The organism is Streptomyces sp. NBC_00287 (assembly GCF_036173105.1).
Taxonomy (GTDB): domain Bacteria; phylum Actinomycetota; class Actinomycetes; order Streptomycetales; family Streptomycetaceae; genus Streptomyces.
The window spans coordinates 6,378,103-6,401,646 of the sequence record NZ_CP108053.1 but is presented as its reverse complement, the minus strand read 5'-3'; the positions used below and the strand labels follow the sequence as shown (position 1 = coordinate 6,401,646).

The 23,544-nt window shown below is 68.5% G+C and carries 24 protein-coding genes; 4 read left to right on the top strand and 20 right to left on the bottom strand.

Features of this window, described 5'->3' with window-relative positions:
• The first annotated feature begins 136 nt into the window (after window positions 1-136).
• Window positions 137-709 carry a cob(I)yrinic acid a,c-diamide adenosyltransferase gene (locus OHT76_RS29365; protein WP_328873860.1) on the top strand — a complete coding sequence of 191 codons (573 nt, stop codon included), beginning with the start codon at window positions 137-139 and terminating at the stop codon, window positions 707-709.
• Here the strand turns inward: OHT76_RS29365 and OHT76_RS29360 are convergent.
• Window positions 626-1,243 carry a hypothetical protein gene (locus OHT76_RS29360; RefSeq protein ID WP_328873859.1) on the bottom strand — a complete coding sequence of 206 codons (618 nt, stop codon included), beginning with the start codon at window positions 1,241-1,243 and terminating at the stop codon, window positions 626-628. The two genes, OHT76_RS29365 and OHT76_RS29360, sit on opposite strands and share 84 nt — an antisense overlap.
• A 152-nt stretch (window positions 1,244-1,395) precedes the next feature.
• Between OHT76_RS29360 and OHT76_RS29355 the strand changes: the two genes are divergently transcribed.
• The 3 genes from OHT76_RS29355 (at window position 1,396) to OHT76_RS29345 (ending at window position 5,163) form a co-directional block, all read left to right on the top strand.
• Window positions 1,396-2,580 (top strand): sensor histidine kinase, encoded by a 1,185-nt coding sequence (locus OHT76_RS29355; protein WP_328873858.1) that lies wholly within the window; start codon window positions 1,396-1,398, stop codon window positions 2,578-2,580.
• Window positions 2,577-3,218 (top strand): response regulator transcription factor, encoded by a 642-nt coding sequence (locus OHT76_RS29350; RefSeq protein WP_328873857.1) that lies wholly within the window; start codon window positions 2,577-2,579, stop codon window positions 3,216-3,218. Before OHT76_RS29355 ends, OHT76_RS29350 begins: the two co-directional genes overlap by 4 nt.
• Before the next feature lie 118 nt (window positions 3,219-3,336).
• A complete protein-coding gene (locus tag OHT76_RS29345; protein ID WP_328873856.1) occupies window positions 3,337-5,163 on the top strand; it encodes a glycoside hydrolase family 18 chitinase in 1,827 nt (608 codons plus the stop codon).
• 8 nt (window positions 5,164-5,171) lie between these two features.
• Here OHT76_RS29345 and OHT76_RS29340 read toward each other — a convergent pair whose 3' ends face one another.
• The 19 genes from OHT76_RS29340 to OHT76_RS29250 form a co-directional block, all read right to left on the bottom strand.
• Window positions 5,172-5,618, bottom strand: a complete 447-nt coding sequence (locus tag OHT76_RS29340) for a DUF2550 domain-containing protein (protein ID WP_186284962.1) — start codon at window positions 5,616-5,618, stop codon at window positions 5,172-5,174.
• 156 nt (window positions 5,619-5,774) lie between these two features.
• Entirely contained in the window at window positions 5,775-6,149 is a 375-nt protein-coding gene (locus tag OHT76_RS29335) for a F0F1 ATP synthase subunit epsilon (protein ID WP_328873855.1), read from the bottom strand.
• 112 nt (window positions 6,150-6,261) lie between these two features.
• Window positions 6,262-7,698: a F0F1 ATP synthase subunit beta gene (gene atpD, locus OHT76_RS29330; RefSeq protein ID WP_328873854.1), complete on the bottom strand. Its 1,437-nt coding sequence runs from the start codon at window positions 7,696-7,698 to the stop codon at window positions 6,262-6,264.
• Window positions 7,698-8,615, bottom strand: coding sequence for a F0F1 ATP synthase subunit gamma (locus OHT76_RS29325; protein ID WP_328873853.1), 918 nt, complete (start codon window positions 8,613-8,615; stop codon window positions 7,698-7,700). Before OHT76_RS29325 ends, atpD begins: the two co-directional genes overlap by 1 nt.
• 21 nt (window positions 8,616-8,636) lie before the next feature.
• Entirely contained in the window at window positions 8,637-10,226 is a 1,590-nt protein-coding gene (gene atpA / locus OHT76_RS29320; protein WP_328873852.1) for a F0F1 ATP synthase subunit alpha, read from the bottom strand.
• 122 nt (window positions 10,227-10,348) lie between these two features.
• Complete coding sequence (locus tag OHT76_RS29315; RefSeq protein ID WP_328873851.1) at window positions 10,349-11,164, bottom strand: F0F1 ATP synthase subunit delta; 816 nt, start codon at window positions 11,162-11,164, stop codon at window positions 10,349-10,351.
• Window positions 11,161-11,709, bottom strand: coding sequence for a F0F1 ATP synthase subunit B (locus OHT76_RS29310; RefSeq protein WP_328873850.1), 549 nt, complete (start codon window positions 11,707-11,709; stop codon window positions 11,161-11,163). Before OHT76_RS29310 ends, OHT76_RS29315 begins: the two co-directional genes overlap by 4 nt.
• Window positions 11,710-11,747: 38 nt before the next feature.
• The gene (locus OHT76_RS29305) at window positions 11,748-11,984 is read right to left on the bottom strand and encodes a hypothetical protein (protein ID WP_015657805.1); all 237 of its coding nucleotides are present in this window, start codon (window positions 11,982-11,984) and stop codon (window positions 11,748-11,750) included.
• A gap of 72 nt (window positions 11,985-12,056) precedes the next feature.
• Window positions 12,057-12,827: a F0F1 ATP synthase subunit A gene (gene atpB, locus OHT76_RS29300; protein ID WP_328876648.1), complete on the bottom strand. Its 771-nt coding sequence runs from the start codon at window positions 12,825-12,827 to the stop codon at window positions 12,057-12,059.
• Between the two features lie 273 nt (window positions 12,828-13,100).
• Entirely contained in the window at window positions 13,101-13,538 is a 438-nt protein-coding gene (locus OHT76_RS29295) for a hypothetical protein (RefSeq protein ID WP_328873849.1), read from the bottom strand.
• Between the two features lie 297 nt (window positions 13,539-13,835).
• Complete coding sequence (locus tag OHT76_RS29290; RefSeq protein ID WP_328873848.1) at window positions 13,836-15,176, bottom strand: MraY family glycosyltransferase; 1,341 nt, start codon at window positions 15,174-15,176, stop codon at window positions 13,836-13,838.
• A 129-nt stretch (window positions 15,177-15,305) separates the two neighbouring features.
• Entirely contained in the window at window positions 15,306-16,544 is a 1,239-nt protein-coding gene (glyA, locus tag OHT76_RS29285) for a serine hydroxymethyltransferase (protein ID WP_328873847.1), read from the bottom strand.
• A 66-nt stretch (window positions 16,545-16,610) separates the two neighbouring features.
• Window positions 16,611-17,279: an arsenate reductase/protein-tyrosine-phosphatase family protein gene (locus OHT76_RS29280; RefSeq protein ID WP_328873846.1), complete on the bottom strand. Its 669-nt coding sequence runs from the start codon at window positions 17,277-17,279 to the stop codon at window positions 16,611-16,613.
• Complete coding sequence (locus tag OHT76_RS29275) at window positions 17,276-17,923, bottom strand: L-threonylcarbamoyladenylate synthase (RefSeq protein WP_328873845.1); 648 nt, start codon at window positions 17,921-17,923, stop codon at window positions 17,276-17,278. Before OHT76_RS29275 ends, OHT76_RS29280 begins: the two co-directional genes overlap by 4 nt.
• A 49-nt stretch (window positions 17,924-17,972) precedes the next feature.
• Window positions 17,973-18,818: a peptide chain release factor N(5)-glutamine methyltransferase gene (gene prmC, locus OHT76_RS29270; RefSeq protein WP_328873844.1), complete on the bottom strand. Its 846-nt coding sequence runs from the start codon at window positions 18,816-18,818 to the stop codon at window positions 17,973-17,975.
• 31 nt (window positions 18,819-18,849) lie between these two features.
• Window positions 18,850-19,926 carry a peptide chain release factor 1 gene (gene prfA, locus OHT76_RS29265; protein ID WP_328873843.1) on the bottom strand — a complete coding sequence of 359 codons (1,077 nt, stop codon included), beginning with the start codon at window positions 19,924-19,926 and terminating at the stop codon, window positions 18,850-18,852.
• 102 nt (window positions 19,927-20,028) lie between these two features.
• Entirely contained in the window at window positions 20,029-20,250 is a 222-nt protein-coding gene (rpmE, locus tag OHT76_RS29260) for a 50S ribosomal protein L31 (protein ID WP_328873842.1), read from the bottom strand.
• A gap of 137 nt (window positions 20,251-20,387) precedes the next feature.
• The gene (locus OHT76_RS29255; RefSeq protein ID WP_328873841.1) at window positions 20,388-21,527 is read right to left on the bottom strand and encodes an LCP family protein; all 1,140 of its coding nucleotides are present in this window, start codon (window positions 21,525-21,527) and stop codon (window positions 20,388-20,390) included.
• A gap of 206 nt (window positions 21,528-21,733) precedes the next feature.
• Window positions 21,734-23,509 (bottom strand): trypsin-like serine protease, encoded by a 1,776-nt coding sequence (locus tag OHT76_RS29250; RefSeq protein ID WP_328873840.1) that lies wholly within the window; start codon window positions 23,507-23,509, stop codon window positions 21,734-21,736.
• Window positions 23,510-23,544 lie beyond the last annotated feature (35 nt).

Genomic DNA, 23,544 nt, shown 5'->3' with positions numbered 1-23,544 from the left:
CGGACCCTAGCGTTCGTGAGGCGCTGTGTGACCGGTTAGTAACGCGAGTCACGTCTCATCTGACGGACATCACACCGGCACGGGTCATAGCACGCCCCGTACGGCGTAGTTGAGCGTCTGAAACTACGCTGGGCTCATGGTCAATCTGACGCGTATCTACACCAGGACCGGCGACCGGGGCACCACCGCCCTCGGGGACATGAGCCGGGTCGCCAAGACCGATCTGCGGATCTCGGCCTACGCCGACGCCAATGAGGCGAACGCGGTGATCGGGACGGCAATTGCGCTGGGCGGTCTCGACGAGGAGGTCGTCAAGGTCCTCACCCGTGTGCAGAACGACCTGTTCGACGTGGGTGCGGACCTGTCGACGCCGGTGGTGGAGAAGCCGGAGTTCCCGCCGCTGCGTGTCGAGCAGTTCTACATCGACAAGCTGGAGGCCGACTGCGACCGCTTCAACGAACGCCTGGAGAAGCTGCGGTCCTTCATCCTCCCCGGCGGCACCCCGGGCGCGGCCCTGCTCCACCAGGCCTGCACGGTCGTACGACGGGCGGAGCGGTCGACTTGGGCCGCGATGGAGGTCCATGGAGAGGTCATGAACCCGCTCACCGCGACCTACCTCAACCGGCTATCGGATCTGCTCTTCATCCTCGCGCGGACCGCGAACGGCGCCGTGGGCGATGTCCTGTGGGTTCCCGGCGGGGAGCGCTGACTCGGGCGCCTTCTTCGGCCAGATCGCGTAGGTCAGCGCGATCAGGCCGTGGATGCCCGCCGTACGCCAGGCGATGAAGATCCAGCTCTCCAGGGAGCCGGTGCGGCTCGGGTCGTCGACGTACCACATGGCGATCAGCAGCAGCGCGCTGGCGACGGCGGCGGCCGTGACCGTACCCAGCCACACCTTGCCCTCGTGGCGGGCGCGGGCCATGCCGTAGCGGGGCGGGCCGACGGGCGGCGCGGCACCGCCGAGGCGGTGGGCGGCGTGACCGTCGAGCCACTTCACCGTGCGATGGCCGTGGCCGACCGTGTAGCCGATGTACAGCGCGGCAAGCCCGTGCTTCCAGCTCGGGTCGGCGCCGTTCTTCAGGTCGACCGCCGTGGCGACCAGCAGCACGACCTCCAACAACGGCTCGCACAGCAGCAGGGCCAGTCCGGTGCGCGGCATCTTCAGCAGATAGCGGAAGGACAGTCCCGCGGCCAGCAGCACCCAGAAGCCGACCTCGCAGACGATGATCAGCGTGACGATCACGGCTCGCTCCTCTCGGTCACCCTTCCAGGCTCCCGGCGCGGGACGCCGCGTTCGTCGTCGCCGGTGACGAACTCGCCGTACATCGAAGGATGCAGTGACGCACCCTCCCCGGGCATCAGGCGGCCGAGCGGTGGGCCGTGTTGGATGGAGTCATGGCCGCACCGCTCCCCCGCCCGCACCCGGACGATGTGCGCATCGCGCTCGCCGGGCTGCTCGGCGGGCTCCTCATCTGGGGCGTCGGGCTCGGGACCCGCACGGCGGACGACCCGGTCGTGCTGTGGGAGGGGCGCTGGCCCGTCCTGGTGCCGCTCGCCGTCATGGCCGCCTGCGAGCTGCTGCGCCGTACCCGCCCCCGTACCGGCCTGATCGTCGGGACGGTCGCGCTGACCGCGGACGTCATCACCCAGGGCAACCTGGTGACGGTCGTGATGTTCACGGATCTCATCTACGCGGCCGTCCTGTACGGCCCGTCCGGCACCGCCCGCCGGGTCCCCTGGATCACCGGCCTGATGACGGTGGCCGGCACGGTCGTGCCCCTGGCGGTGTGGCAGCAGCCCGAGGCGCTGCTGGTCGGTGTCGTCATCGGCCTGGTCGCGTTCACGCCCGCCGCCACCGGCTGGATCGTGCGCAACCACCGCGACGCCGCCGAGGCCGCCCGGCTGCACGCCGAACAGACCGCGCTGCTCGCCGAGATGGACCGCGCTCAGGCGGTCACCGCCGAACGCGCCCGGATGGCACGGGAACTGCACGACATGGTCGCCAACCATTTGTCCGCCATCGCCATCCACTCCACCGCCGCGCTCTCCCTGGACGACCCGAAGACCTCCAAGGACGCCCTCGCAGTCATCCGCGAGAACAGCGTCGAGGGGCTCGCCGAGATGCGCCGGCTCATCGGCATCCTGCGCGACAGCAGCGGCGACCTGGAACCTGCGGTGGCCCCCACGCTCGACGGACTCGGCGCACTGGTGGAGGGCGCCCGCAACAACGGCCTCGACATCGCCTTGCACACCGAGCACGTCAAGCTCCCCGCCCCCGTCGAACTCGCCGCCTACCGCATCGTCCAGGAGTCCCTCACCAACGCCCTCAAGCACGCCTCGCCCGGCCGGGTCACGGTCACGCTCGCCCAACGCGACGGCGTCCTCGACGTCCGGGTGACCAGTCCCTACGGCGACCGCGACGGACCCCGCGCCCCCGGCTCCGGCGCCGGTCTGGTCGGGATGCGGGAGCGGGCCGCGCTGCTCGGGGGCGGCTTCGAGGCGGCGCCCGAGGACTCCCCGGACGGCAAGATCTGGGCCGTACACGCCACGCTTCCCGTGACAGAAGGAGACCGAGAATGATCCGCGTCCTCGTCGCCGAGGACCAGTCCGCCGTCCGTGCCGGGCTGGTCCTCATTCTGCGCAGCGCGCCCGACATCGAGGTGGTCGGCGAGGCGGCGGACGGCGAGCAGGCGGTGACGCTGGCTCGGGAGCTGGGCCCCGACCTGGTGCTGATGGACGTACAGATGCCGCGTCTTGACGGGGTGTCGGCGACACGGCAGGTCGTCGAGGAGGGGCTCGCGGATGTGCTCGTGCTGACCACCTTCGACCTCGACGAGTATGTGTTCGGGGCGCTCAGGGCCGGGGCGTCCGGGTTTCTGCTGAAGAACACCGACGCCAGGGATCTGCTGGAGGCCGTGCGGACGGTCGCGCGCGGTGAGGGGATCGTCGCCCCCGCCGTCACCCGGCGGCTGATCGCCGAGTTCGCCGCCAAGCCCGTACGGCAGTCGAAGGCCGATCCGGCGGTGCTCGAATCGCTGACCCGGCGCGAGCGCGAGGTGCTGTCCTGTCTCGGCGAGGGACTGTCCAACGCGGATATCGCGCACCGGCTCGACATGGCGGAGGCGACGGTGAAGACGCACGTCAGCCGGTTGCTGGGGAAGCTGGAGCTGCGCAGCCGGGTGCAAGCGGCGGTGCTGGCGCAGGAGTTGGGGATGTAGGGCAGCTGTCGCGAACTGGTCTGGACCTATTGACCTGTGGTCCAGACCTTTCTATTCTCGCGGCACCGTGGGCGTGAAGGCTCAGTCCCGCCCCCAATACCCCCTGAGGAGGCGCACGATGCGCTTCAGACACAGAGTCGTGGCAGGGTTCGCGACCCTGCTGCTCCCCCTCGCCGGCCTGGTCGGCCTCGCAAGTCCCGCCCAGGCCGCCACCTCCGCCACCGCCACCTACGCCAAGACCCAGGACTGGGGCACCGGCTTCGAGGGCAAGTGGACCGTCAAGAACACCGGCGACACCACCATCAACTCCTGGACCGTCGAGTGGGACTTCCCCTCCGGCACGTCCGTCACCTCGGCCTGGGACGCCGACGTCACCTCCTCCGGCACCCACTGGACCGCCAAGAACAAGTCCTGGAACGGCACCCTCGCCCCCGGCGCCTCCGTCTCCTTCGGCTTCAACGGCAGCGGCTCCGGCGCCCCCTCCAACTGCAAGCTCAACGGCGGCAGTTGTGACGGCGGCGGCACCGTCCCCGGTGACGCGGCACCCTCCGCACCGGGCACCCCGACCGCCTCCGACATCACCAACACCTCGGTGAAGCTCACCTGGAGCGCGGCCACCGACGACAAGGGCATCAAGAACTACGACGTCCTGCGCGGCGGCACCAAGGTCGCGACGGTGACGGGCACGACGTACACGGACACCGGTCTCACCGCCGGCACGGACTACTCGTACACCGTGCAGGCCCGGGACACCGCCGACCAGACAGGACCGGTCAGCGGCTCGGTCGCCGTGCGCACCACCGGTGGCACCACGGACCCGCCGCCCACCGGAGGCAAGACCAACCTCGGCTACTTCACCGAGTGGGGCGTCTACGGCCGCAACTACCACGTCAAGAACCTGGTGAGCTCCGGCTCGGCGTCGAAGATCACGCACATCAACTACGCGTTCGGCAACGTCAAGGACGGCAAGTGCGTCCTCGACGACGCCTACGCCGCCACCGACAAGGCCTACACCGCCGACCAGTCCGTCAGCGGCGTCGCCGACACCTGGGACCAGCCCCTGCGCGGCAACTTCAACCAGCTGCGTCAGCTGAAGGCCAAGTACCCGCACATCAAGGTGCTGTACTCGTTCGGCGGCTGGACCTACTCCGGCGGCTTCGGCCAGGCCGCGGCCAACCCCGCCGCCTTCGCCGCCTCCTGCAAGGCGGTCGTGGAAGACCCGCGCTGGGCCGATGTCTTCGACGGCATCGACATCGACTGGGAGTACCCGAACGCCTGTGGTCTCACCTGTGACACCTCCGGCGCCGCGGCCTTCAAGAACCTGATGCAGGGCCTGCGCACCGAGTTCGGCTCCAACTACCTGATCACGGCGGCGATCACCGCCGACGCCTCCAGCGGCGGCAAGATCGACGCGGCCGACTACGGTGGCGCCGCGCAGTACCTCGACTGGTACAACGTGATGACGTACGACTACTTCGGCGCCTGGGACAAGACGGGCCCGACGGCCCCCCACTCCCCGCTCACCTCGTACACCGGCATCCCGAAGGCGGGCTTCAACTCCGCCGACGCCATCGCCAAGCTCAAGGCCAAGGGCGTCCCGGCCGCCAAGCTGCTGCTCGGCATCGGCTTCTACGGCCGCGGCTGGACCGGCGTCACCCAGTCCGCCCCCGGCGGCACGGCGACCGGCCCGGCGACCGGCACCTACGAGGCGGGCATCGAGGACTACAAGGTGCTCAAGGCGGCCTGTCCGGCCACCGGCACCGTCGGCGGCACCGCGTACGCGCACTGCGGCAGCAACTGGTGGTCGTACGACACCCCCGCGACGATCGCCACGAAGATGAGCTGGGCCAAGAACCAAGGCCTCGGCGGTGCGTTCTTCTGGGAGTTCAGCGGCGACACCAGCAACGGTGAGCTGGTGAGCGCGATCAACACCGGCCTGAAGTAAAAGATCAGCTACGCGACATTGACGCGCTGACCGGGCGGGGCTGCCTCAAGCCACGCGAGAAAACCGGTCAGCGCGTCTTCGCTCATGGCGAGCTCCAGACGCGTGCCCCGGTGCAGACAGGTGAGGATGACGGCGTCGGAGAGCAGCGCCAGCTCCTCCTCGCCCTCGGGCAGCCGGCGTCCCGCGACCTCGATCGCGGCGCGCTCCAGGATGCGGCGCGGGCGGTAGGCGTAGGAGAAGACGCGGTACCACTCGATGCGGTCGCCGTTGTAGCGGGCGACGCCGTAGCTCCAGCCCTTGCCGCTGGTGTCGGTCTTCTCCGGGGTGTCCCAGCGCAGACTGCAGTCGAAGGTGCCGCCGGAGCGCTGGATGAGTCTGCGGCGCAGCCCGAAGACGAACAGCCCCAGCACCACGAGGGCTACGACGATTCCGCACACAGTCAGAGCGAGGACCATCGACACCGACCTCCTCGTCTCCTAGGTACCTTCAAATCAGGTAACGGAACGGAAAAAACATCCATATCTGCCTCAGCCGCGGCCGGCACCGGATCGCTCCGGTCCCAGCCGCGGCTGAGTGACGTCATCGCGTGGCGCGAGCCCGCTGAGTGAAGATCAGTGGGCCGCCGCGGCACGCAGCCGGACGTCGGCGCGCCGCTCGGCGGCGGCGTCACCTTCCGCCTTCGCGCGCTCCAGCTCGCGCTCCGCACGCTGGATATCGATCTCGTCCGACAGCTCGGCGATCTCGGCCAGCAGCGACAGCTTGTTGTCCGCGAACGAGATGAAACCGCCGTGCACCGCAGCGACGACCGTTGCACCTTCACTCGTACGGATGGTCACCGGGCCCGACTCCAGCACACCGAGCAGCGGCTGGTGACCGGGCATGACGCCGATGTCGCCGGACGTGGTGCGCGCGACGACCAGGGTGGCCTGCCCGGACCAGACCTCTCGGTCGGCCGCGACCAGCGCGACGTGCAGCTCAGCAGCCAAGGGTGGCTCCTCGGGTCACCACCCGGCGGTTGTGCCGGGTGTTGGTTACAAGTCTAGTGGGCGTGAAGGAGGGGGCGGGACGAGGCCCGCCCCCTCCTCAAGAGCGCGAGGCTCAGGAGACGCCCAGCTCCTTGGCGGCCTGCTTCAGGTCGTCGAGACCACCGCACATGAAGAACGCCTGCTCCGGGAAGTGGTCGTACTCGCCGTCGCAGATCGCGTTGAACGCCGCGATCGACTCCTCGAGGGACACATCCGAACCGTCCACGCCGGTGAACTGCTTGGCGACGTGGGTGTTCTGGGACAGGAAGCGCTCCACGCGACGGGCACGGTGGACAACGAGCTTGTCCTCCTCGCCCAGCTCGTCGATACCGAGGATCGCGATGATGTCCTGGAGGTCCTTGTACTTCTGCAGGATCGTCTTGACGCGCATGGCGGCGTCGTAGTGGTCCTGCGCGATGTACCGCGGGTCCAGGATGCGGGACGTGGAGTCCAGCGGGTCCACGGCCGGGTAGATGCCCTTCTCGGAGATCGGACGGGACAGAACCGTCGTCGCGTCGAGGTGGGCGAAGGTGGTGGCCGGGGCCGGGTCGGTCAGGTCGTCCGCGGGGACGTAGATCGCCTGCATCGAGGTGATCGAGTGACCACGGGTCGAGGTGATGCGCTCCTGGAGGAGACCCATCTCGTCGGCCAGGTTCGGCTGGTAACCCACGGCCGAGGGCATGCGACCCAGCAGGGTCGAGACCTCGGAGCCGGCCTGGGTGAAGCGGAAGATGTTGTCGATGAAGAACAGCACGTCCTGCTTCTGCACATCGCGGAAGTACTCCGCCATGGTCAGACCGGCCAGGGCCACGCGCAGACGGGTGCCCGGGGGCTCGTCCATCTGACCGAAGACCAGCGCGGTCTTGTCGATGACGCCCGACTCGCTCATCTCGTCGATGAGGTCGTTGCCCTCACGGGTGCGCTCGCCGACACCGGCGAACACCGACACACCGTCGTGGTTGTTGGCGACGCGGTAGATCATCTCCTGGATGAGCACCGTCTTGCCGACACCGGCACCGCCGAACAGACCGATCTTGCCGCCCTTGACGTACGGGGTCAGCAGGTCGATGACCTTGACGCCGGTCTCGAACATCTCGGTCTTCGACTCGAGCTCGTCGAAGTTCGGCGCCTTGCGGTGGATCGACCAGCGCTCGCCGTCGTAGGACTCGTCGACGTTCAGCACCTCACCGAGGGTGTTGAACACCTTGCCCTTGGTGAAGTCGCCGACCGGGACGGTGATGCCCGCGCCGGTGTCGGTGACCGGGGACTGGCGGACCAGGCCGTCGGTGGGCTGCATGGAGATCGTCCGGACCAGGCCGTCACCCAGGTGCTGGGCAACCTCCAGGGTCAGGATCTTCTTCTCGCCGGCGTTGGCCGGGTCGGCCACCTCGACGTGAAGGGCGTTGTAAATCTCCGGCATCGCGTCGACGGGGAACTCCACGTCGACGACCGGGCCGATGACCCGGGCGACGCGGCCCGTGGCAGCGGCCGTCTCAACTGTCGTCGTCATTACCTGTCACTCCCCGCGGTCGCGTCGGCCAGTGCTGCAGAGCCACCGACGATCTCGCTGATTTCCTGGGTGATTTCGGCCTGGCGGGCCGCGTTGGCAAGCCGGGAGAGGTTCTCGATGAGCTCTCCGGCGTTGTCGGTGGCCGACTTCATCGCGCGCCGCGTGGCGGCGTGCTTGGAGGCGGCCGACTGGAGAAGCGCGTTGTAGATACGGCTCTCCACGTAGCGCGGCAGCAGGGCGTCGAGGACGTCCTCCGCCGAGGGCTCGAAGTCGTACAGCGGGAGGATCTCGCCCTTCGGCGCGGCCTCCTGCGCGACCTCTTCGAGGCTGAGCGGCAGCAGACGGTCGCCAAGCGCCGTCTGCGTCATCATCGAGACGAACTCGGTGAAGACGATGTGGAGCTCGTCCACGCCGCCCTCGGCCGTGTCCTGCTCGATGGCCTCGATGAGCGGTGCCGCGACCTTCTTGGCGTCCGCGTACGTCGGCTCGTCGGTGAAGCCCGTCCACGACTCCGAGACCTTGCGCTCACGGAAGTTGTAGTGGGCGAGCCCGCGCCGGCCGACGATGTACGTGTCGACCTGCTTGCCCTCGCGCTCGAGGCGCTCGGTCAGCTGCTCCGCCGCCTTGATGGCGTTGGAGTTGAAGGCACCGGCGAGGCCACGGTCGCTGGTCAGCAGCAGTACCGCGGACCGGGTGACCGTGTCGGCCTGGGTGGTCAGCGGGTGCTTGGTGTTCGAGCCCGTACCGACCGCCGTGACCGCGCGGGTCAGTTCCTGCGCGTACGGCGTGGACGCCGCCACCTTGCGCTGCGCCTTGACGACGCGCGAGGCAGCGATCATCTCCATCGCCTTGGTGATCTTCTTGGTCGCGGTGACGGATCGGATGCGACGCTTGTAGACCCGGAGCTGGGCTCCCATGAGTCAGGTCCCTTCCTTACGTCACTTGGCCGCGGCCGGAGCGTCCTCGCCGAGAAGCTTGCCGTCCGAGGTCTCGAACTGCTTCTTGAAGTCGGCGATCGCGTCGGCAACAGCGGTGAGGGTGTCGTCCGACATCTTGCCGCCCTCCTTGATGGAGGTCATGAGGCCCTGCTCCTTGCGGTGCAGGTACTCCAGCAGCTCCTTCTCGAAGCGGCGGACGTCGACGACCGGCACGTCGTCCATCTTGCCGGTGGTACCGGCCCAGACGGAGACGACCTGGTCCTCGGTGGACATCGGCTGGTACTGAGCCTGCTTGAGCAGCTCGACCATGCGCTGACCGCGCTCCAGCTGCGCCTTCGACGCGGCGTCCAGGTCGGAACCGAAGGCGGCGAAGGCCTCCAGCTCACGGAACTGGGCGAGGTCGACGCGCAGACGGCCGGAAACCTGCTTCATCGCCTTGTGCTGCGCGGAACCACCGACTCGGGAGACGGAGATACCGACGTTCAGCGCGGGGCGCTGACCGGCGTTGAACAGGTCCGACTCCAGGAAGCACTGGCCGTCGGTGATGGAGATGACGTTGGTCGGGATGAACGCCGAGACGTCGTTGGCCTTGGTCTCGACGATCGGCAGACCCGTCATCGAGCCGGCGCCCATGTCGTCGGAGAGCTTCGCGCAGCGCTCCAGCAGACGGGAGTGCAGGTAGAAGACGTCACCGGGGTAGGCCTCACGGCCCGGCGGGCGGCGCAGCAGCAGCGACACGGCGCGGTAGGCGTCGGCCTGCTTCGACAGGTCGTCGAAGATGATGAGGACGTGCTTGCCCTCGTACATCCACTGCTGACCGATGGCCGAACCGGTGTACGGCGCCAGGTACTTGAAGCCGGCCGGGTCGGACGCCGGGGCGGCGACGATGGTCGTGTACTCCAGCGCGCCGTTCTCCTCCAGCGCGCGGCGGACCGACGCGATCGTCGAGCCCTTCTGACCGATGGCGACGTAGATGCAGCGGACCTGCTTGTTCGGGTCGCCGGTGCGCCAGTTGTCGCGCTGGTTGATGATCGTGTCGACGGCCAGGGCGGTCTTGCCGGTCTGGCGGTCACCGATGACCAGCTGACGCTGGCCACGGCCGATCGGGGTCATCGCGTCGACGGCCTTGTAGCCGGTCTCCATCGGCTCGTGCACCGACTTGCGCTGCATGACCGTGGGGGCCTGCAGCTCCAGGGCGCGGCGACCGGACGTCTCGATCTCGCCGAGGCCGTCGATCGGGGTGCCGAGGGGGTCGACGACACGGCCGAGGTAGCCCTCGCCGACGGCCACGGAGAGAACCTCACCGGTACGCGTGACCGGCTGTCCCTCCTCGATGCCGCTGAACTCACCGAGGACGATGGCGCCGATCTCGCGCTCTTCCAGGTTGAGCGCGAGGCCGAGGGTGCCGTCCTCGAACTTCAGCAGTTCGTTGGCCATGGCCGAGGGCAGACCCTCGACCTTCGCGATGCCGTCGCCGGCAAGGCTGACCGTACCGACCTCCTCGCGCGAGGCCGCGTCCGGCTTGTACGACTGGACGAAGGTCTCCAGTGCGTCCCGGATCTCCTCCGGCCGGATCGTGAGCTCCGCCATCTGGGTTCCCTGCTCTCCTTGTTGGGCCCGAAGTTTCACTTTGGGGGTCTGGGGGCGACCCCCAGGAATCCTCTGCACGGCCCAACCGGGCCGTCATTACGTACTGCTTTATGAAGTTGCTGCTAGCTCGCCAGTCGGCGGCCGGCGTCCTCGATCCGATCGGCGAGGGAGCCGTTGATGACCTCGTCACCCACCTGCACCCGGATCCCGCCGAGGACCTCGGGGTCCACGTCGAGGTTGAGGTGCATCCGGCGGCCGTAGAGCTTCGCCAGCGCGGCGCCGAGGCGCTGCTTCTGGCCGTCGCTCAGCGGCGTCGCCGAGGTGACCACGGCAACCATGCGGTCCCGGCGCTCCGCGGCGAGCTTGGACAGGGACTCGAGGCCCGTCTCCAGGCTACGTCCACGCGGCGCGGTCACAAGACGCGTCACCAGACGCTCGGTGGCCGCATCGGCCTTGCCGCCCAGCAGACTGCCCAGGAGCTCGCTCTTGGCCGCCTTGGTGGCCGAGCGGTTGGTCAGCGCGGCCCGCAGCTCGGTGTTCGAGGAGACGATCCGGCCGAACCGGAACAGCTCGTCCTCGACGCTGTCGAGCGTGCCCGCGCGCTGCGCGGCGGTGAGGTCCGCGATGTTCGCCAGCTGCTCCAGCGCGTCCACCAGGTCACGGGACTGCGACCAGCGGGAGCGCACCAGACCGGCCAGCACGTCGACGGTCTCGCCGCCGACCTGGCCGCCGAGCAGCCGCTGGGCCAGCTCGGCCTTGGCCTCACCGGCCTGCGCCGGGTCGGTCAGGACCCGACGCAGCGACACCTCGCGGTTGAGCAGCGCGGTAACGGCCGCCAGCTCGTCGGCGAGCTGCGCCGCGTCGACGGACGTGTTGTCCGTCAGCGCGTCGAGACGCTCACGTGCGGCTGCCAGGGCCTCGCGGCTCGCTCCGTTCATCGCGACGCCTCGGCCTTCTCCTCGAGCTCGTCGAGGAAGCGGTCGATGACACGGCTCTGGCGGGCGTGGTCCTCGAGGGACTCGCCGACGAGCTTGCCGGCCAGGTCGGTTGCGAGCTTGCCGACGTCCTGACGCAGCGCGGAAGCGGCGGCCTTGCGGTCGGCCTCGATCTGGGCGTGACCGGCGGCGACGATCTCCTCGCGCTGCCGCTGGCCTTCGGCACGCATCTCGGCGATGAGCGCGGCGCCCTGCTCCTGCGCCTCCTGGCGCAGACGCGCGGCCTCGTGCCGGGCCTCGCCGAGCTGTGCCCTGTACTGCTCAAGGACGCTCGTGGCCTCGACCTTCATGGCCTCGGCCTCTTCGATACCGCCTTCGATCGCCGCGCGGCGCTCCTCCAGAACCTTGTTGATGTTCGGAAGCAGCTTCTTCCAGAAGAAGAAGAACACGATGGCGAAGGCGATGGTGCCGACGAGCAGCTCGGGGCCGGGCGGGACGAGCGGGTTCTGCTCCTCCTCGGCCGCCAGCTGTACCAGGTTGGCGATCACATCAGTGCCTTTCGTCGATTCGTGTCAGTAAGGGTTGATCACTTACCGAACACGAACGGCATAACGATGCCGATGAGGGCGAGAGCCTCACAGAAGGCGAAGCCCAGGATCTGGTTGGCGCGGATCAGGCCGGCAGCCTCGGGCTGGCGGGCGAGGGCCTGGGTGCCGTTGCCGAAGATGATGCCGACGCCGACGCCGGGGCCGATCGCGGCCAGGCCGTAGCCGATGGAGCCGAGCGAACCGGAGACGGCGGCGAGGGTCTCAGTGGCAGCCATGCTGATTCTTCCTTCTCTTTACGGACCGGTGGGAGTTGGTCACCGGACGATCAGGGGGTGGGTGTAGCGGGCTCAGTGGTGCTCGGCGAGAGCGCCCTGAATGTACGAGCAGGCAAGGAGCACGAAGACGTACGCCTGGACCGCCTGCACGAAAAGCTCGAAGAGGATCATGATGATGGTCATCACGAACGAGACGCCGGCCGCCGGGATCATCCAGCTGTTCAGCAGGTACCAGGAGGCCACGGTGAACATGACCAGCATCAGGTGACCGGCGAACATGTTCGCGAACAGTCGCACCGCGTGCGTGAACGGGCGGACCAGCACGTTGGAGAAGAACTCGATGACGACGACGAGCGGCAGGACCGCGCCGAGCGACTTGTCGTAACCGGTGAGGTTCTTCAGACCGCCGACGAAGCCGTGCTTCTTGAAGGTCAGCGACATCCACACGATGTAGACGACGGCCGCCAGCACAATCGGGTACGCGATGATCGACGACACCGGGAACTGGGCCAGCGGAATCACGGACCAGATGTTCATGATCCAGATGAAGAAGAACAGCGAGACCATCAGAGGGACGTACTTCTCGCCCTCCTTCTTACCGAGGGTCTCGTAGACGATCCCGCGGCGTACGAAGTCGTAACCGGCTTCGCCGACCATCTGCAGCTTGCCCGGAACAACCTTGGCCTTGCCGAAAGCAGCCCAGAAGAAGCTGACGACAAGAAGCGTGGTGATGAGCGCGAGCAGCATCACCTTGTTGAACTCGAACCCCCCGACCGTGGCAATCGGCTGGAAGAGGAACGAGTGCAGGCCCGGAGCCGGAAAACCACACCCGTTGTCGGACATGATCCGACAGCTCCAGTCAAAGGCGAGCTGGGTCTGGTCAGCACTCACCACGGGCTCCTTCGGCGTGACGCATGGGTACGGCAACCTCGTTGTGTCGGCGCGGCGCGCAGCCGCGGGTCGGCACCGGACTGGTGTTACGGATGTGAGGGCGGCTCTGGGGCATCAAGCCTCGCGATCGAGCAGGCGTCAGCTCAGATGCCCGCGCCCGCGATGCCGCAGTTGGCACCGGACGATAGCAGGAGTTCCCCCGGCCCTTTATCCCGCCCCTACCCCTCACGACGACGGGCCCGTCTTCTCGGTCTTCTCACTCTTCGCGGAGTCCGGATCGATGTAGAAGATCTTGGCCTTCATGTGCGCACGTGCCTGCGCGGCCATCCACACGACGGTGGCGACGACGAGCGAGATCGCGAACGTCTTCGCATTGAAGAGAGAGGTGTCCTGGAAGAGGGCGACGAAGATCAGGAGCAGCAGGAGCTGGGCGACGTAGAGCATCAACCCCATGGCCTGGAACAGCTGCGGGAGCGTTTTTGCCGTCCACTGCAGGACGTAAAGGCCGATTCCCATGAACAGGATCGCCAGCAGTGTGCCGACCGTCGCACCGAGCGCGCCCTTGCCGCCGGCGACCGCAGCGCTGACGGCGACGACAATCGCGCCGGCAGCCGCTGTGGGCACAGCGATCTGCAGAAGATTCCGGGCGTCATTGGACGGCATGGCGGCAACTCCGCTTTCACAGGGGGCAGGGGTGTCGTCATGGACGAGCGTAGTCCCGGGCTGAGAGGGAACCTCACTCCGTTGGGCCGTCGCATTGCGGTCCTTCGGCTCTATCCGGGGTTCTCGTGAACCGTATCACAAACTATTTGATGAGGTCTTTACCTGGCGGGTGTGCTCGGTGTCACACATGAGAGTGACAGCGCGCGTATGTGCAGGAACGGCGCCCCTTTGTCTGATATTGCACCGCTTCGTTTCCCCACGATTTGGCAATGCTCTAGTCAGATTCTTACCTTGCCGTCAGCGCGACGACCCGGCCTTCCGCCGGTCAAGGAAGCGTGAACGGGCGCCCAGAGCCGTAGCGCCATTGACCCCCGACACCCCGGCGGCCACCGGAGTGCGCGGCTCCTCCGTCGCGTCCGTCACGTCCGTCGCGGCCTGCGGAGTGGTCGCCGCCGGTTCCACTACGGCGCCGCCACGGCGGTAGCGCGGCGGCACGATGGCGTAGGCCCAGCGGGGAGCGCGCGGGGTGAACCGCGGGAGCAGCAGCAGGATCAGGCCGATGGCGCTGAGGAACACCACGCCCAGCACGATCCACATGGACGCCGAGTTCACCGAGTAGGCCAGGGCGCCGAACGCGATCAGCGCCGACCAGAAGTACATGATCAGGACGGCCCGGCTGTGCGAGTGGCCGATCTCCAGCAGACGGTGGTGCAGATGCCCCCGGTCCGCCGCGAACGGGGACTGGCCCCGCCAGGTGCGCCGTACGATCGCCAGCACCAGGTCGGCGGCCGGGATCGCGATGATGGTCAGCGGCAGCAGCAGCGGGATGTAGACCGGCACCGTCTGGTGCACGGCCGCCTTCTCGGAGCCCGCGAACAGCTTCAGCGCGTCCGGGTCGACCTGTCCCGTGATGGAGATCGCACCCGCGGCGAGCACCAGGCCGATCAGCATCGACCCGGAGTCGCCCATGAAGATCCGCGCCGGGTGCATGTTGTGCGGCAGGAAGCCCAGGCACATGCCCATCAGGATCGCGGAGAACAGGGTGGCCGGAGCGGCGGCCTCGATGCCGTACGACACCCAGACGCGGTAGGCGTAGAGGAAGAACGCGGCCGAGGCGATGCAGACCATGCCGGCCGCGAGACCGTCCAGGCCGTCGACGAAGTTCACGGCGTTGATGGTGATGACGACCAGCGCGACGGTGAGGAGGGTGCCCTGCCACTGGGTCAGCGCGACCGAGCCGACGCCCGGGATCGGCAGCCACAGGATCGTCAGACCCTGCATGACCATGACGCCGGCGGCGATCATCTGGCCGCCCAGCTTGATCAGGGCGTCGATCTCGAACTTGTCGTCCAGGACACCGATCAGCCAGATCAGCGCGGCGCCCGAGAGCAGGGCGCGCGGCTCGTTGGAGTTCTCGAAGACGGTGCTGAGGTTCGCCAGGTGGTCGGCGACCAGCAGACCCGCGCACAGCCCGAAGAACATGGCGATACCGCCGAGGCGCGGAGTGGGTTCCCGGTGCACGTCACGTGCCCGGATCTCCGGCATCGCTCCGGCCACGATCGCGAACTTCCGCACCGGCCCTGTGAGCAGGTACGTCACCGCGGCCGTGATGCAGAGCGTCAGCAGGTATTCACGCACAGGCTTCCCCACAGGTCTCGCTGGCCATCTCAGCCCCACACCCTAGCGATGCGCGCATATGGTTGGGGACTTCCGGGTAGCGACGATGGTTGCACGTGTGGCTGTGCACGCGAGTGCGTCTACCCCGGCTCAGCGGGGATACGGCGGAAATCCCCCGGTCAACTCCCGTACTTCTTCACGGGTCCGCACGGCGTCGGCCTCACCGCGCAGCACCCCCGCCATGAGGGCGGCGATGTGAGCCATCTCCTTCTCTCCCATGCCCTGAGTGGTCAGCGCCGCGGTGCCCAGGCGCAGGCCGCGGGCGTCGCCGTGCGGCAGGGCGCAGCAGTCCAGGACGATCCCGGCGGCGGCGAGCCGGCCACGGCCGGTGCGGCCGTCGACGCCGAGCGGCGCGGGGTCGGCGGTGATCAGGTGGGTGTCGGTGCCGCCGGTGGTGACGACCAGGCCCTCGGCGGCCAGACCGGCCGCGAGCACGCGCGCATTGGCGACCACCTGATGGACGTACGTGGTGAAGGCCGGTGTTGCCGCCTCGCCGAAGGCGACGGCCTTGGCGGCGATGGTGTGCATCTGCGCGCCGCCCTGGGTGAAGGGGAACACGGCCCGGTCGACCCGCTCGGCGAGCTCCGCGCCGCACAGGATCATCCCGCCGCGCGGCCCGCGCAGCACCTTGTGGGTGGTGGCGCACACGATGTCGGCGTACGGCACGGGATTGGGCGCCGCTCCCCCGGCGACGAGCCCGATGGGGTGGGCGGCGTCGGCGATGAGATAGGCGCCGACCTCGTCGGCGACCTCGCGGAAGAAGGCGTAGTCGATGTGCCGGGGGTAGGCGATGGACCCGCACACGATCGCCTTGGGGCGGTGATTGCGCGCCAGCGTGCGCACCTGCTCGTGGTCGAGGAGCCCGGTCTCCGCGTCGACGCCGTAGGGGACGAAGTCGAACCAGCGGCCGGAGAAGTTGGCGGGTGAGCCGTGGGTGAGATGGCCGCCGTAGGGCAGGCCCAGGGCGAGGACGGTGTCGCCGGGGCGCAGCAGGGCCGCGTATGCGGCGAGGACGGCCGAAGACCCGGAGTGGGACTGGACGTTGGCGTGCTCGGCGCCGAACAGCGCCTTGGCGCGGTCCACGGCGATCCGCTCGGCGACGTCGACGATCTCGCAGCCGCCGTGGTGCCGGGCACCGGGATAGCCCTCGGCGTACTTGTTGGCGAGCGGGGAGCCGAGCGCGGCCAGTACGGCGGGGGAGGTGAAGTTCTCGGCGGCGATCATCTGCAGGGTGCTCGCCTGCCGCTCCCGTTCACCGAGCAGGATCTCCGCCAGTTCGGGATCCTGCCGACGCAGGACATCGGCCTCTAGGACAGGGGTGACCGACATGGTGGGCTCCGGGGCGTCGACGATGACGTAGCACCAATGTAGGCCCGGTGTTCACCGCCCGCTCGCTTACGCCCGAGCCGGTACTCCGGTCAGCGCTGTCACGACGGGATCCAGGGCCTCGTGTATCTCGTCGCCGATCGAGCGGAAGAAGGGGAGCGGGGCGCCGTACGGGTCGAAGACCTCGTCCGCCTCCGCGGTGGGGGCCAGCAGCCAGCCGCGCAGGGCCGCGGCGGCGCGGACCAGGGCGCGGGCGCGGGCGACCACGCCGTCCTCCAGCGGGGGCAGCGTCGCGGGGTCTATGGCCCGCACCAGGCGGGTGAACTCCTTGAGCGTGAAGGTGCGCAGGCCCGCCGAGTGGCCCATCGAGACCACCTGGGCGCGGTGGTCGCGGGTCGCGGTCAGGACCAGGTCCGCGCGGATCACATGCTCGTCGAGGAGCTCCCGGCCCATGAACCCGGAGGGATCCGCGCCGAAGTCGGCGAGGACGGTCTCCGCGTTGGCCTCCATGGGCGCGCCCTCATGGCCCCAGGTGCCCGCGCTCTCCACGATCAGCCCGCCCCACAGCGGGTCGCCGAGCCGGTCCGCCAGGGCATGACGGGTCAGCCGCTCGGTGATCGGCGAGCGGCACACGTTGCCGGTGCTGACGTGGAGGATGCGGAAGCTGTCCCTCGGGAGTCCGAAGGTGGTGGTCTCTTCCCCGTTGCCTATGCCACGCCCCGCGTCAGGGGCTGTCAATTCGCCACCTCGAGGTCGGGTACGACCTTGCGCAGCTCGTCCGCCGAGATCGCGCCCTCGCGCAGCAGCAGCGGCACCTCACGGGTGACGTCGACGATCGACGACGGGACGTTGCCGGGCGTGGGACCGCCGTCGAGGTACACGGAGACGGAGTCGCCGAGCATGCCCTGGGCCGCGTCGCAGTCCTCCGGCGCCGGGTGCCCGGTCAGGTTCGCCGAGGACACCGCCATCGGGCCGACCTCGGTCAGCAGCTCAATCGCCACGGGGTGCAGCGGCATGCGCACGGCGACGGTGCCCCGGGTGTCGCCCAGGTCCCACTGCAGGGACGGCTGGTGCTTGGCGACCAGCGTCAGCGCGCCCGGCCAGAACGCGTCGACGAGCTCCCAGGCCAGCTCGGAGAAGTCCGTGACCAGGCCGTGCAGGGTGTTCGGGGAGCCGATGAGCACAGGCGTGGGCATGTTGCGGCCGCGGCCCTTGGCGTCGAGCAGATCGCCCACGGCCTCCTTGGAGAACGCGTCGGCGCCGATGCCGTACACCGTGTCGGTCGGGAGGACCACGAGCTCGCCACGGCGGACGGCGGACGCGGCCTCACGCAGACCGGTCGTGCGGTCGGTCGCGTCGTTGGTGTCGTATCGCCGTGCCATATCTAGCGGGCCTCCTCGTACACGTACTTCTGAAAGGGCTTCGGGGTGCTCACGGCAGGGCCTTGCGGGCCGTGGCGAACCGGGGGCGGTTGTTGAGGTCGGGGTGGTCGGCCGCGTCGGCCCAGCCCCGCTCCTCGGTGAAGATCCACGGCACTTGGCCGCCCTGGGTGTCGGCGTGCTCGATGACGACGACCCCGCCGGGACGCAGCAGACGGTGCGCGGTGCGCTCCAGACCGCGGATGAGCTCGAGGCCGTCCTCCCCTGAGAACAGGGCGAGTTCGGGATCGTAGTCGCGTGCCTCGGGCGCCACGTACTCCCACTCGGTGAGCGGGATGTACGGCGGATTGGAGATGACCAGGTCGACCTGGCCGTCGAGGTCGGGGAAGGCGTCGAGGGCGTTGCCCTGACGCAGGTCGACCCTGGACCCCTCCATGTTCTTGCGGGTCCAGCGCAGGGCGTCCTCGGACAGCTCCACGGCGTGCACCCGCGAGCGCGGAACCTCCTGGGCGAGGGCGAGCGCGATGGCGCCCGAGCCCGTGCACAGGTCGACGATGAGCGGCTCCACGACATCCATGGCGCGTACGGCGTCTATGGCCCAGCCCACCACCGACTCGGTCTCGGGGCGGGGCACGAAGACGCCGGGGCCGACCTGGAGTTCCAGGTACCGGAAGAAGGCGCGTCCGGTGATGTGCTGGAGCGGCTCGCGCTGCTCTCGGCGGGCGATGACCTCCCAGTACCGGGCATCGAAGTCGGCGTCCCGCACGGAGTGCAGCTCGCCCCGCTTCACGCCGTGCACGAACGCGGCGAGCTCCTCCGCGTCATTGCGCGGCGAGGGCACGCCGGCGTCGGCCAGCCGCTGGGTGGCCTGCGCCACCTCCGCGAGCAGCAGGTTCACGCTCGTCCTCCGGTACTCAAGTCTCCGTGCCTTACGCGGCTGCGAGCTTGGCGGCCGAGTCCGCGTCGACGCAGGCCTGGATCACCGCGTCGAGGTCGCCGTCCAGGACCTGGTCCAGGTTGTACGCCTTGAAGCCGACGCGATGGTCCGAGAGGCGATTCTCCGGGAAGTTGTACGTACGGATCTTCTCGGAGCGGTCGACGGTGCGGACCTGGCTGCGACGGGCGTCGGCGGCTTCCTTCTCCGCCTCCTCCTGCGCCGCGGCGAGCAGCCTGGAGCGCAGGATACGCAGTGCCTGCTCCTTGTTCTGCAGCTGGCTCTTCTCGTTCTGGCAGGAAGCGACCACTCCGGTGGGGATGTGCGTGATGCGCACGGCGGAGTCCGTGGTGTTGACGGACTGTCCGCCCGGCCCGGAGGAGCGGTACACGTCGATCCTCAGGTCGTTGGGGTTGACCTCGACGTCGACCTCCTCGGCCTCCGGCGTGACCAGCACACCGGCCGCGGAGGTGTGGATACGGCCCTGGGACTCGGTCGCGGGCACGCGCTGCACGCGGTGCACACCGCCCTCGTACTTCAGCCGCGCCCACACGCCCTGCCCGGGCTCGGTCGCGCCCTGGCCGCCCTTGGTCTTCACGGCGACCTGGACGTCCTTGTAGCCGCCGAGCTCGGACTCGGTGGCGTCGATGATCTCGGTCTTCCAGCCGACGCGCTCGGCGTAGCGCAGGTACATGCGCAGCAGATCGCCGGCGAACAGGGCCGACTCGTCACCGCCGGCACCCGCCTTGATCTCCAGAATGACGTCCTTGTCGTCACTCGGGTCACGCGGGACCAGCAGCAGCCGCAGCTTCTCCGTCAGCTCGTCACGCTGCTTGTCCAGCACCTTGACCTCGGCGGCGAACTCCGGGTCGTCGGCGGCGAGTTCGCGCGCGGTCTCGATGTCGTCGCCGGTCTGCTTCCAGGAGCGGTACGTGGCGACGATCGGGGTGAGCTCGGCGTAGCGCTTGTTCAGCTTGCGCGCGTTGGCCTGGTCGGCGAAGACCGACGGGTCGGCGAGCTTCTTCTCCAGGTCGGCGTGCTCGGCGACGAGTTCCTCGACGGCCTCGAACATCTCTGGCTCCTGTACGTACGTGGGTGAAGGGCGGACGACCAAAAACGCCGGTCCCGGCACGCCTGTGGAGGGCGCGACCGTGGACCGGCGAAATGGGGCTCGCTACTTCTTGGAGCCGGCAGCCTTGCCGAAGCGGGCCTCGAAGCGGGCCACACGGCCACCGGTGTCGAGGATCTTCTGCTTGCCCGTGTAGAACGGGTGGCACTCGGAGCAGACCTCGGCGCGGATGGCGCCGCTGTTGATCGTGCTACGGGTGGTGAACGACGCGCCACAGGTGCAGCTGACCTGCGTCTCGACGTACTCGGGGTGGATGTCGCGCTTCAAGGTGTCTCCTAGTTTCGGGAGGGCGCCGGGTCGCTGACGCGGGATGCGCAAGCGTGAACCGGAGCCGACGTACCAGTCTGCCAGGACTGGGGCCATCCCCCAAAACGGGGGGCCACTGTGATCTATTCCCGGCGTCCCTAACTGGAGCTGACGACGCCCTTCGCCTGGCCCGTGGCCGTACCTTCCGTGGCCGCCTTGGGAATCGCCTGGTCGTTCTTCAGAGCCTTCCAGACCATCTTGGCCTTCGTCTCCTCCACCAGGACCCGGTTGGCGTTGGCCGGGTCGTACTGGACCGGCATCGTGACCATCGTCATGTTCGAGGAGCTGATGCCCTTCAAGCCGTTGGCGAAGGACATGAGCTTGTTGACCGAGCCCAGGTCGGAGTCGGTGGTGACGGTCTTGGTCGCGGTGTCGGCCAGGTCGTAGAGCTTCTTCGGGTTGGTGAAGATGCCGACATCCTTGACCTGGTTGATCAGCGCCTTGATGAAGGCCTGCTGGAGCTGGATACGGCCGAGGTCGGAGCCGTCGCCGACGCCGTGCCGGGTGCGCACCAGGCCGAGCGCCTGCTCGCCGGTGAGCCTGTGGGTGCCGGCCTTCAGATCCAGATGGCTGTCGGAGTCGCTGATGTCCTCGGTCGTGGTGATCTCGACGCCGCCGAGATCGTCGACCAGCTTCTGGAAGCCGCTGAAGTCGACCTCCAGATAGTGGTCCATCCGCAGATCGGTGATCGACTCGACGGTCTTCACCGCGCAGGCCGCGCCGCCGGTGGTGTACGCCGAGTTGAACATCACGCCGCTCGCCGCGTCATGGGTGTTGCCGTCGGTGTCGGTGCACTCGGGACGGTCGATGAGGGTGTCCCGCGGGATGGAGACCACGCTGGCCTTCTTGTGGCCCTTGTAGACGTGCACGATCATCGCGGTGTCCGAGCGGGCGCTGCCGTCGTCGGTGCCGCCGCCGAGGTCCTGGTTGGAGCCGGAGCGGGTGTCGGAGCCGAGGACGAGGATGTTCTCCGAGCCGTTGTCGACCTTGTCCGGGCGGTCGGTGCCGAGGGCCTGGTCGATGTCGACGCTGTTGATGTTGCCGTTGAGCTTGAAGTACAGATAGCCGGCTCCGGTACCGCCCAGGACGACGATCCCGGCGGCGGTCCAGGCCGCGACCACCATGCCCTTGCGGCGCTTGTCGCGGGGCTTGCGGCGACGGCCCTTGGCGCGGTGGCGCGGGCCGGCGGTGCCGGCGTCATCCGGTATGCCGGACTCCGGCGTGCTCTCGGCTGACATGTGCTCCTCGGTTCTCGTCCGGTCGGTTACCCCCTGCTTTCAGGGTCAGGCGTGGTCAAAAAGACCCGTACCGCACCATCGTCGCTCCGCCTGGTCAGACGGCGAAACTCGGCAAAGGGTTGCACAACGCGCTGTGGCCACCCTGTGTATGGGTGGCCACCGCGTGTAAGGGGACTATTCCGGGCGTACGCCTCTCACCTGCGGTTTCAGCCGAAGATGTCGTACTGCTTGAAATCGGTACCGACGGAGATCCTTGTGGCAAAGATCTCGCTGGTGGCCTTGCCGGTGCCCTTGTACAGGTAGAGCGTGCCGCCGGGGGTGCGGGCCAGGAGGTCGGCCTTGCCGTCGCCGGTGATGTCGCCGACGGTCGCGACTTTGTTGTACGACGTGCTGCTCCAGGTGCGCACCTTGACCCGGGACGCGAACGGCGCGGAGGCCGTGCCGGTGCCCTTGTACAGGTAGACGTAGCCGTTGCTGCGCGTGCGGGCGATCAGGTCGGCCTTGCCGTCACCGTTGAAGTCACCGTGCCCGACCAGGAAGTTGTACTGGCTCCAGCCGGTGCCCGAACCGACCTGGTCGCGGGTCGCGAAGGTGCCGTTGCCCTTGCCCGGGTAGAGCCACAGCTTTCCGGCGGAGTCCACGGAGAGCAGGTCGGGCAGATAGTCACCGGTGACATCGCCGGGGGTGACGATGCGGGTGCGGGTGCTCCAGTTGTCGGCGACCTTCGTGGTGGCCCAGGACTCGCTCGCGGGGACCCAGTGCTTCCAGAAGACATCACCGTCGGAGCTGCGCCGGACCAACAGGTCCTGGTAGCCGTCGCGGTTCAGGTCGTTCTGGAGGACGACGTTGAAGGCGCCCCAGTTGCCCCAAGACTCACGGGCGCCGAAGGAGGTGCCCGTGGAGTCCTTCTCGTAGCCGGTCTTGGTGGAGGCGTTGCGCACCCACAGGTCGGCCTTGTTGTCGAGGCTCAAGTTGGTGTCGTCCAGGCGCGGGTAGGTCGCGCCGACGTACGTCTTGACCTTGGCGAAGACGCTGTAGGCGCCCTTGGCGACACAGTCCTGGACGCCCCAGGAGACGACGCCGACGATCCGGTTGTCCACGACCAGCGGGCCACCGGAGTCGCCGTTGCAGGCGGAGGTGGTGCCGCTGTCACTGCCGCTGGCGGGGTCGCCCGCGCAGACCATGTGGCCCTTGACGAAGTCGGCGCCGTAGGTGCCGGCGCAGGTGGCGTCGGACTGGATCGGCAGAGTGGCCGTCTTCAGCGTCGGGGAGACGTTCTGGTCGGTGGAGGTGGTACGGCCCCAGCCGTAGACCTTGGCCTGGGTGCCAGCCGCGTAGGAGGCGGTGTTGGTGGACGTCGCCATGCGGATCGGGGTGGCCGTGACCGGCTTGGCCAGGGTGAGCACCGCGATGTCGTTGTCGATCGTCCGCGCGCTGTAGCTCTCGTGGCTCCACTGGCGCTGGACCGCGGTGCCGGTACCGCCGTGCAGGTCGCCGTCGTAGAGCTGCGTGGCGCCGGTGACGACGCCGCCGTACGCCTTCCAGTTGTAGCCCTTGACGCAGTGCGCGGCGGTGAGGATCTTCGTCGGCGCCACGACGGCGCCGCCGCAGAAGAAGCCGAGGTCGTTGACCTCGTCGTAGTACCAGAGCTGCGCCATCCAGGGCGCGGTGGTGATGCTGGTGGTGCTGCCGCCGATGATCTTCGCGTCGACGGTGGAGCTGCTGCTGTACGACGACTTGGCCGAAGCGGCTCCTGCGGTGCCGTCGGAGGCGGCGGCCTTCGTCATACGCGCCTCCAGCTCGGCGAGTGTGGGAGAGCTCACACTCGGCACGGCGGGCGGGTTCGGCTCCGCGGAGGCGGCACCGGCGGACGAGGTCAGCAGCGCGGCAGCGACGGCGGCGGCGACACCGGCGGCGGCGACGGGCAGGGCGATCCGTATCCGGCGTCTGTGGCGGCCGGCCCCGGACAGGGGTGTGGGCAAGGAAGTCCCCCCAGAGGAGCAAGAGTCGAATGGGG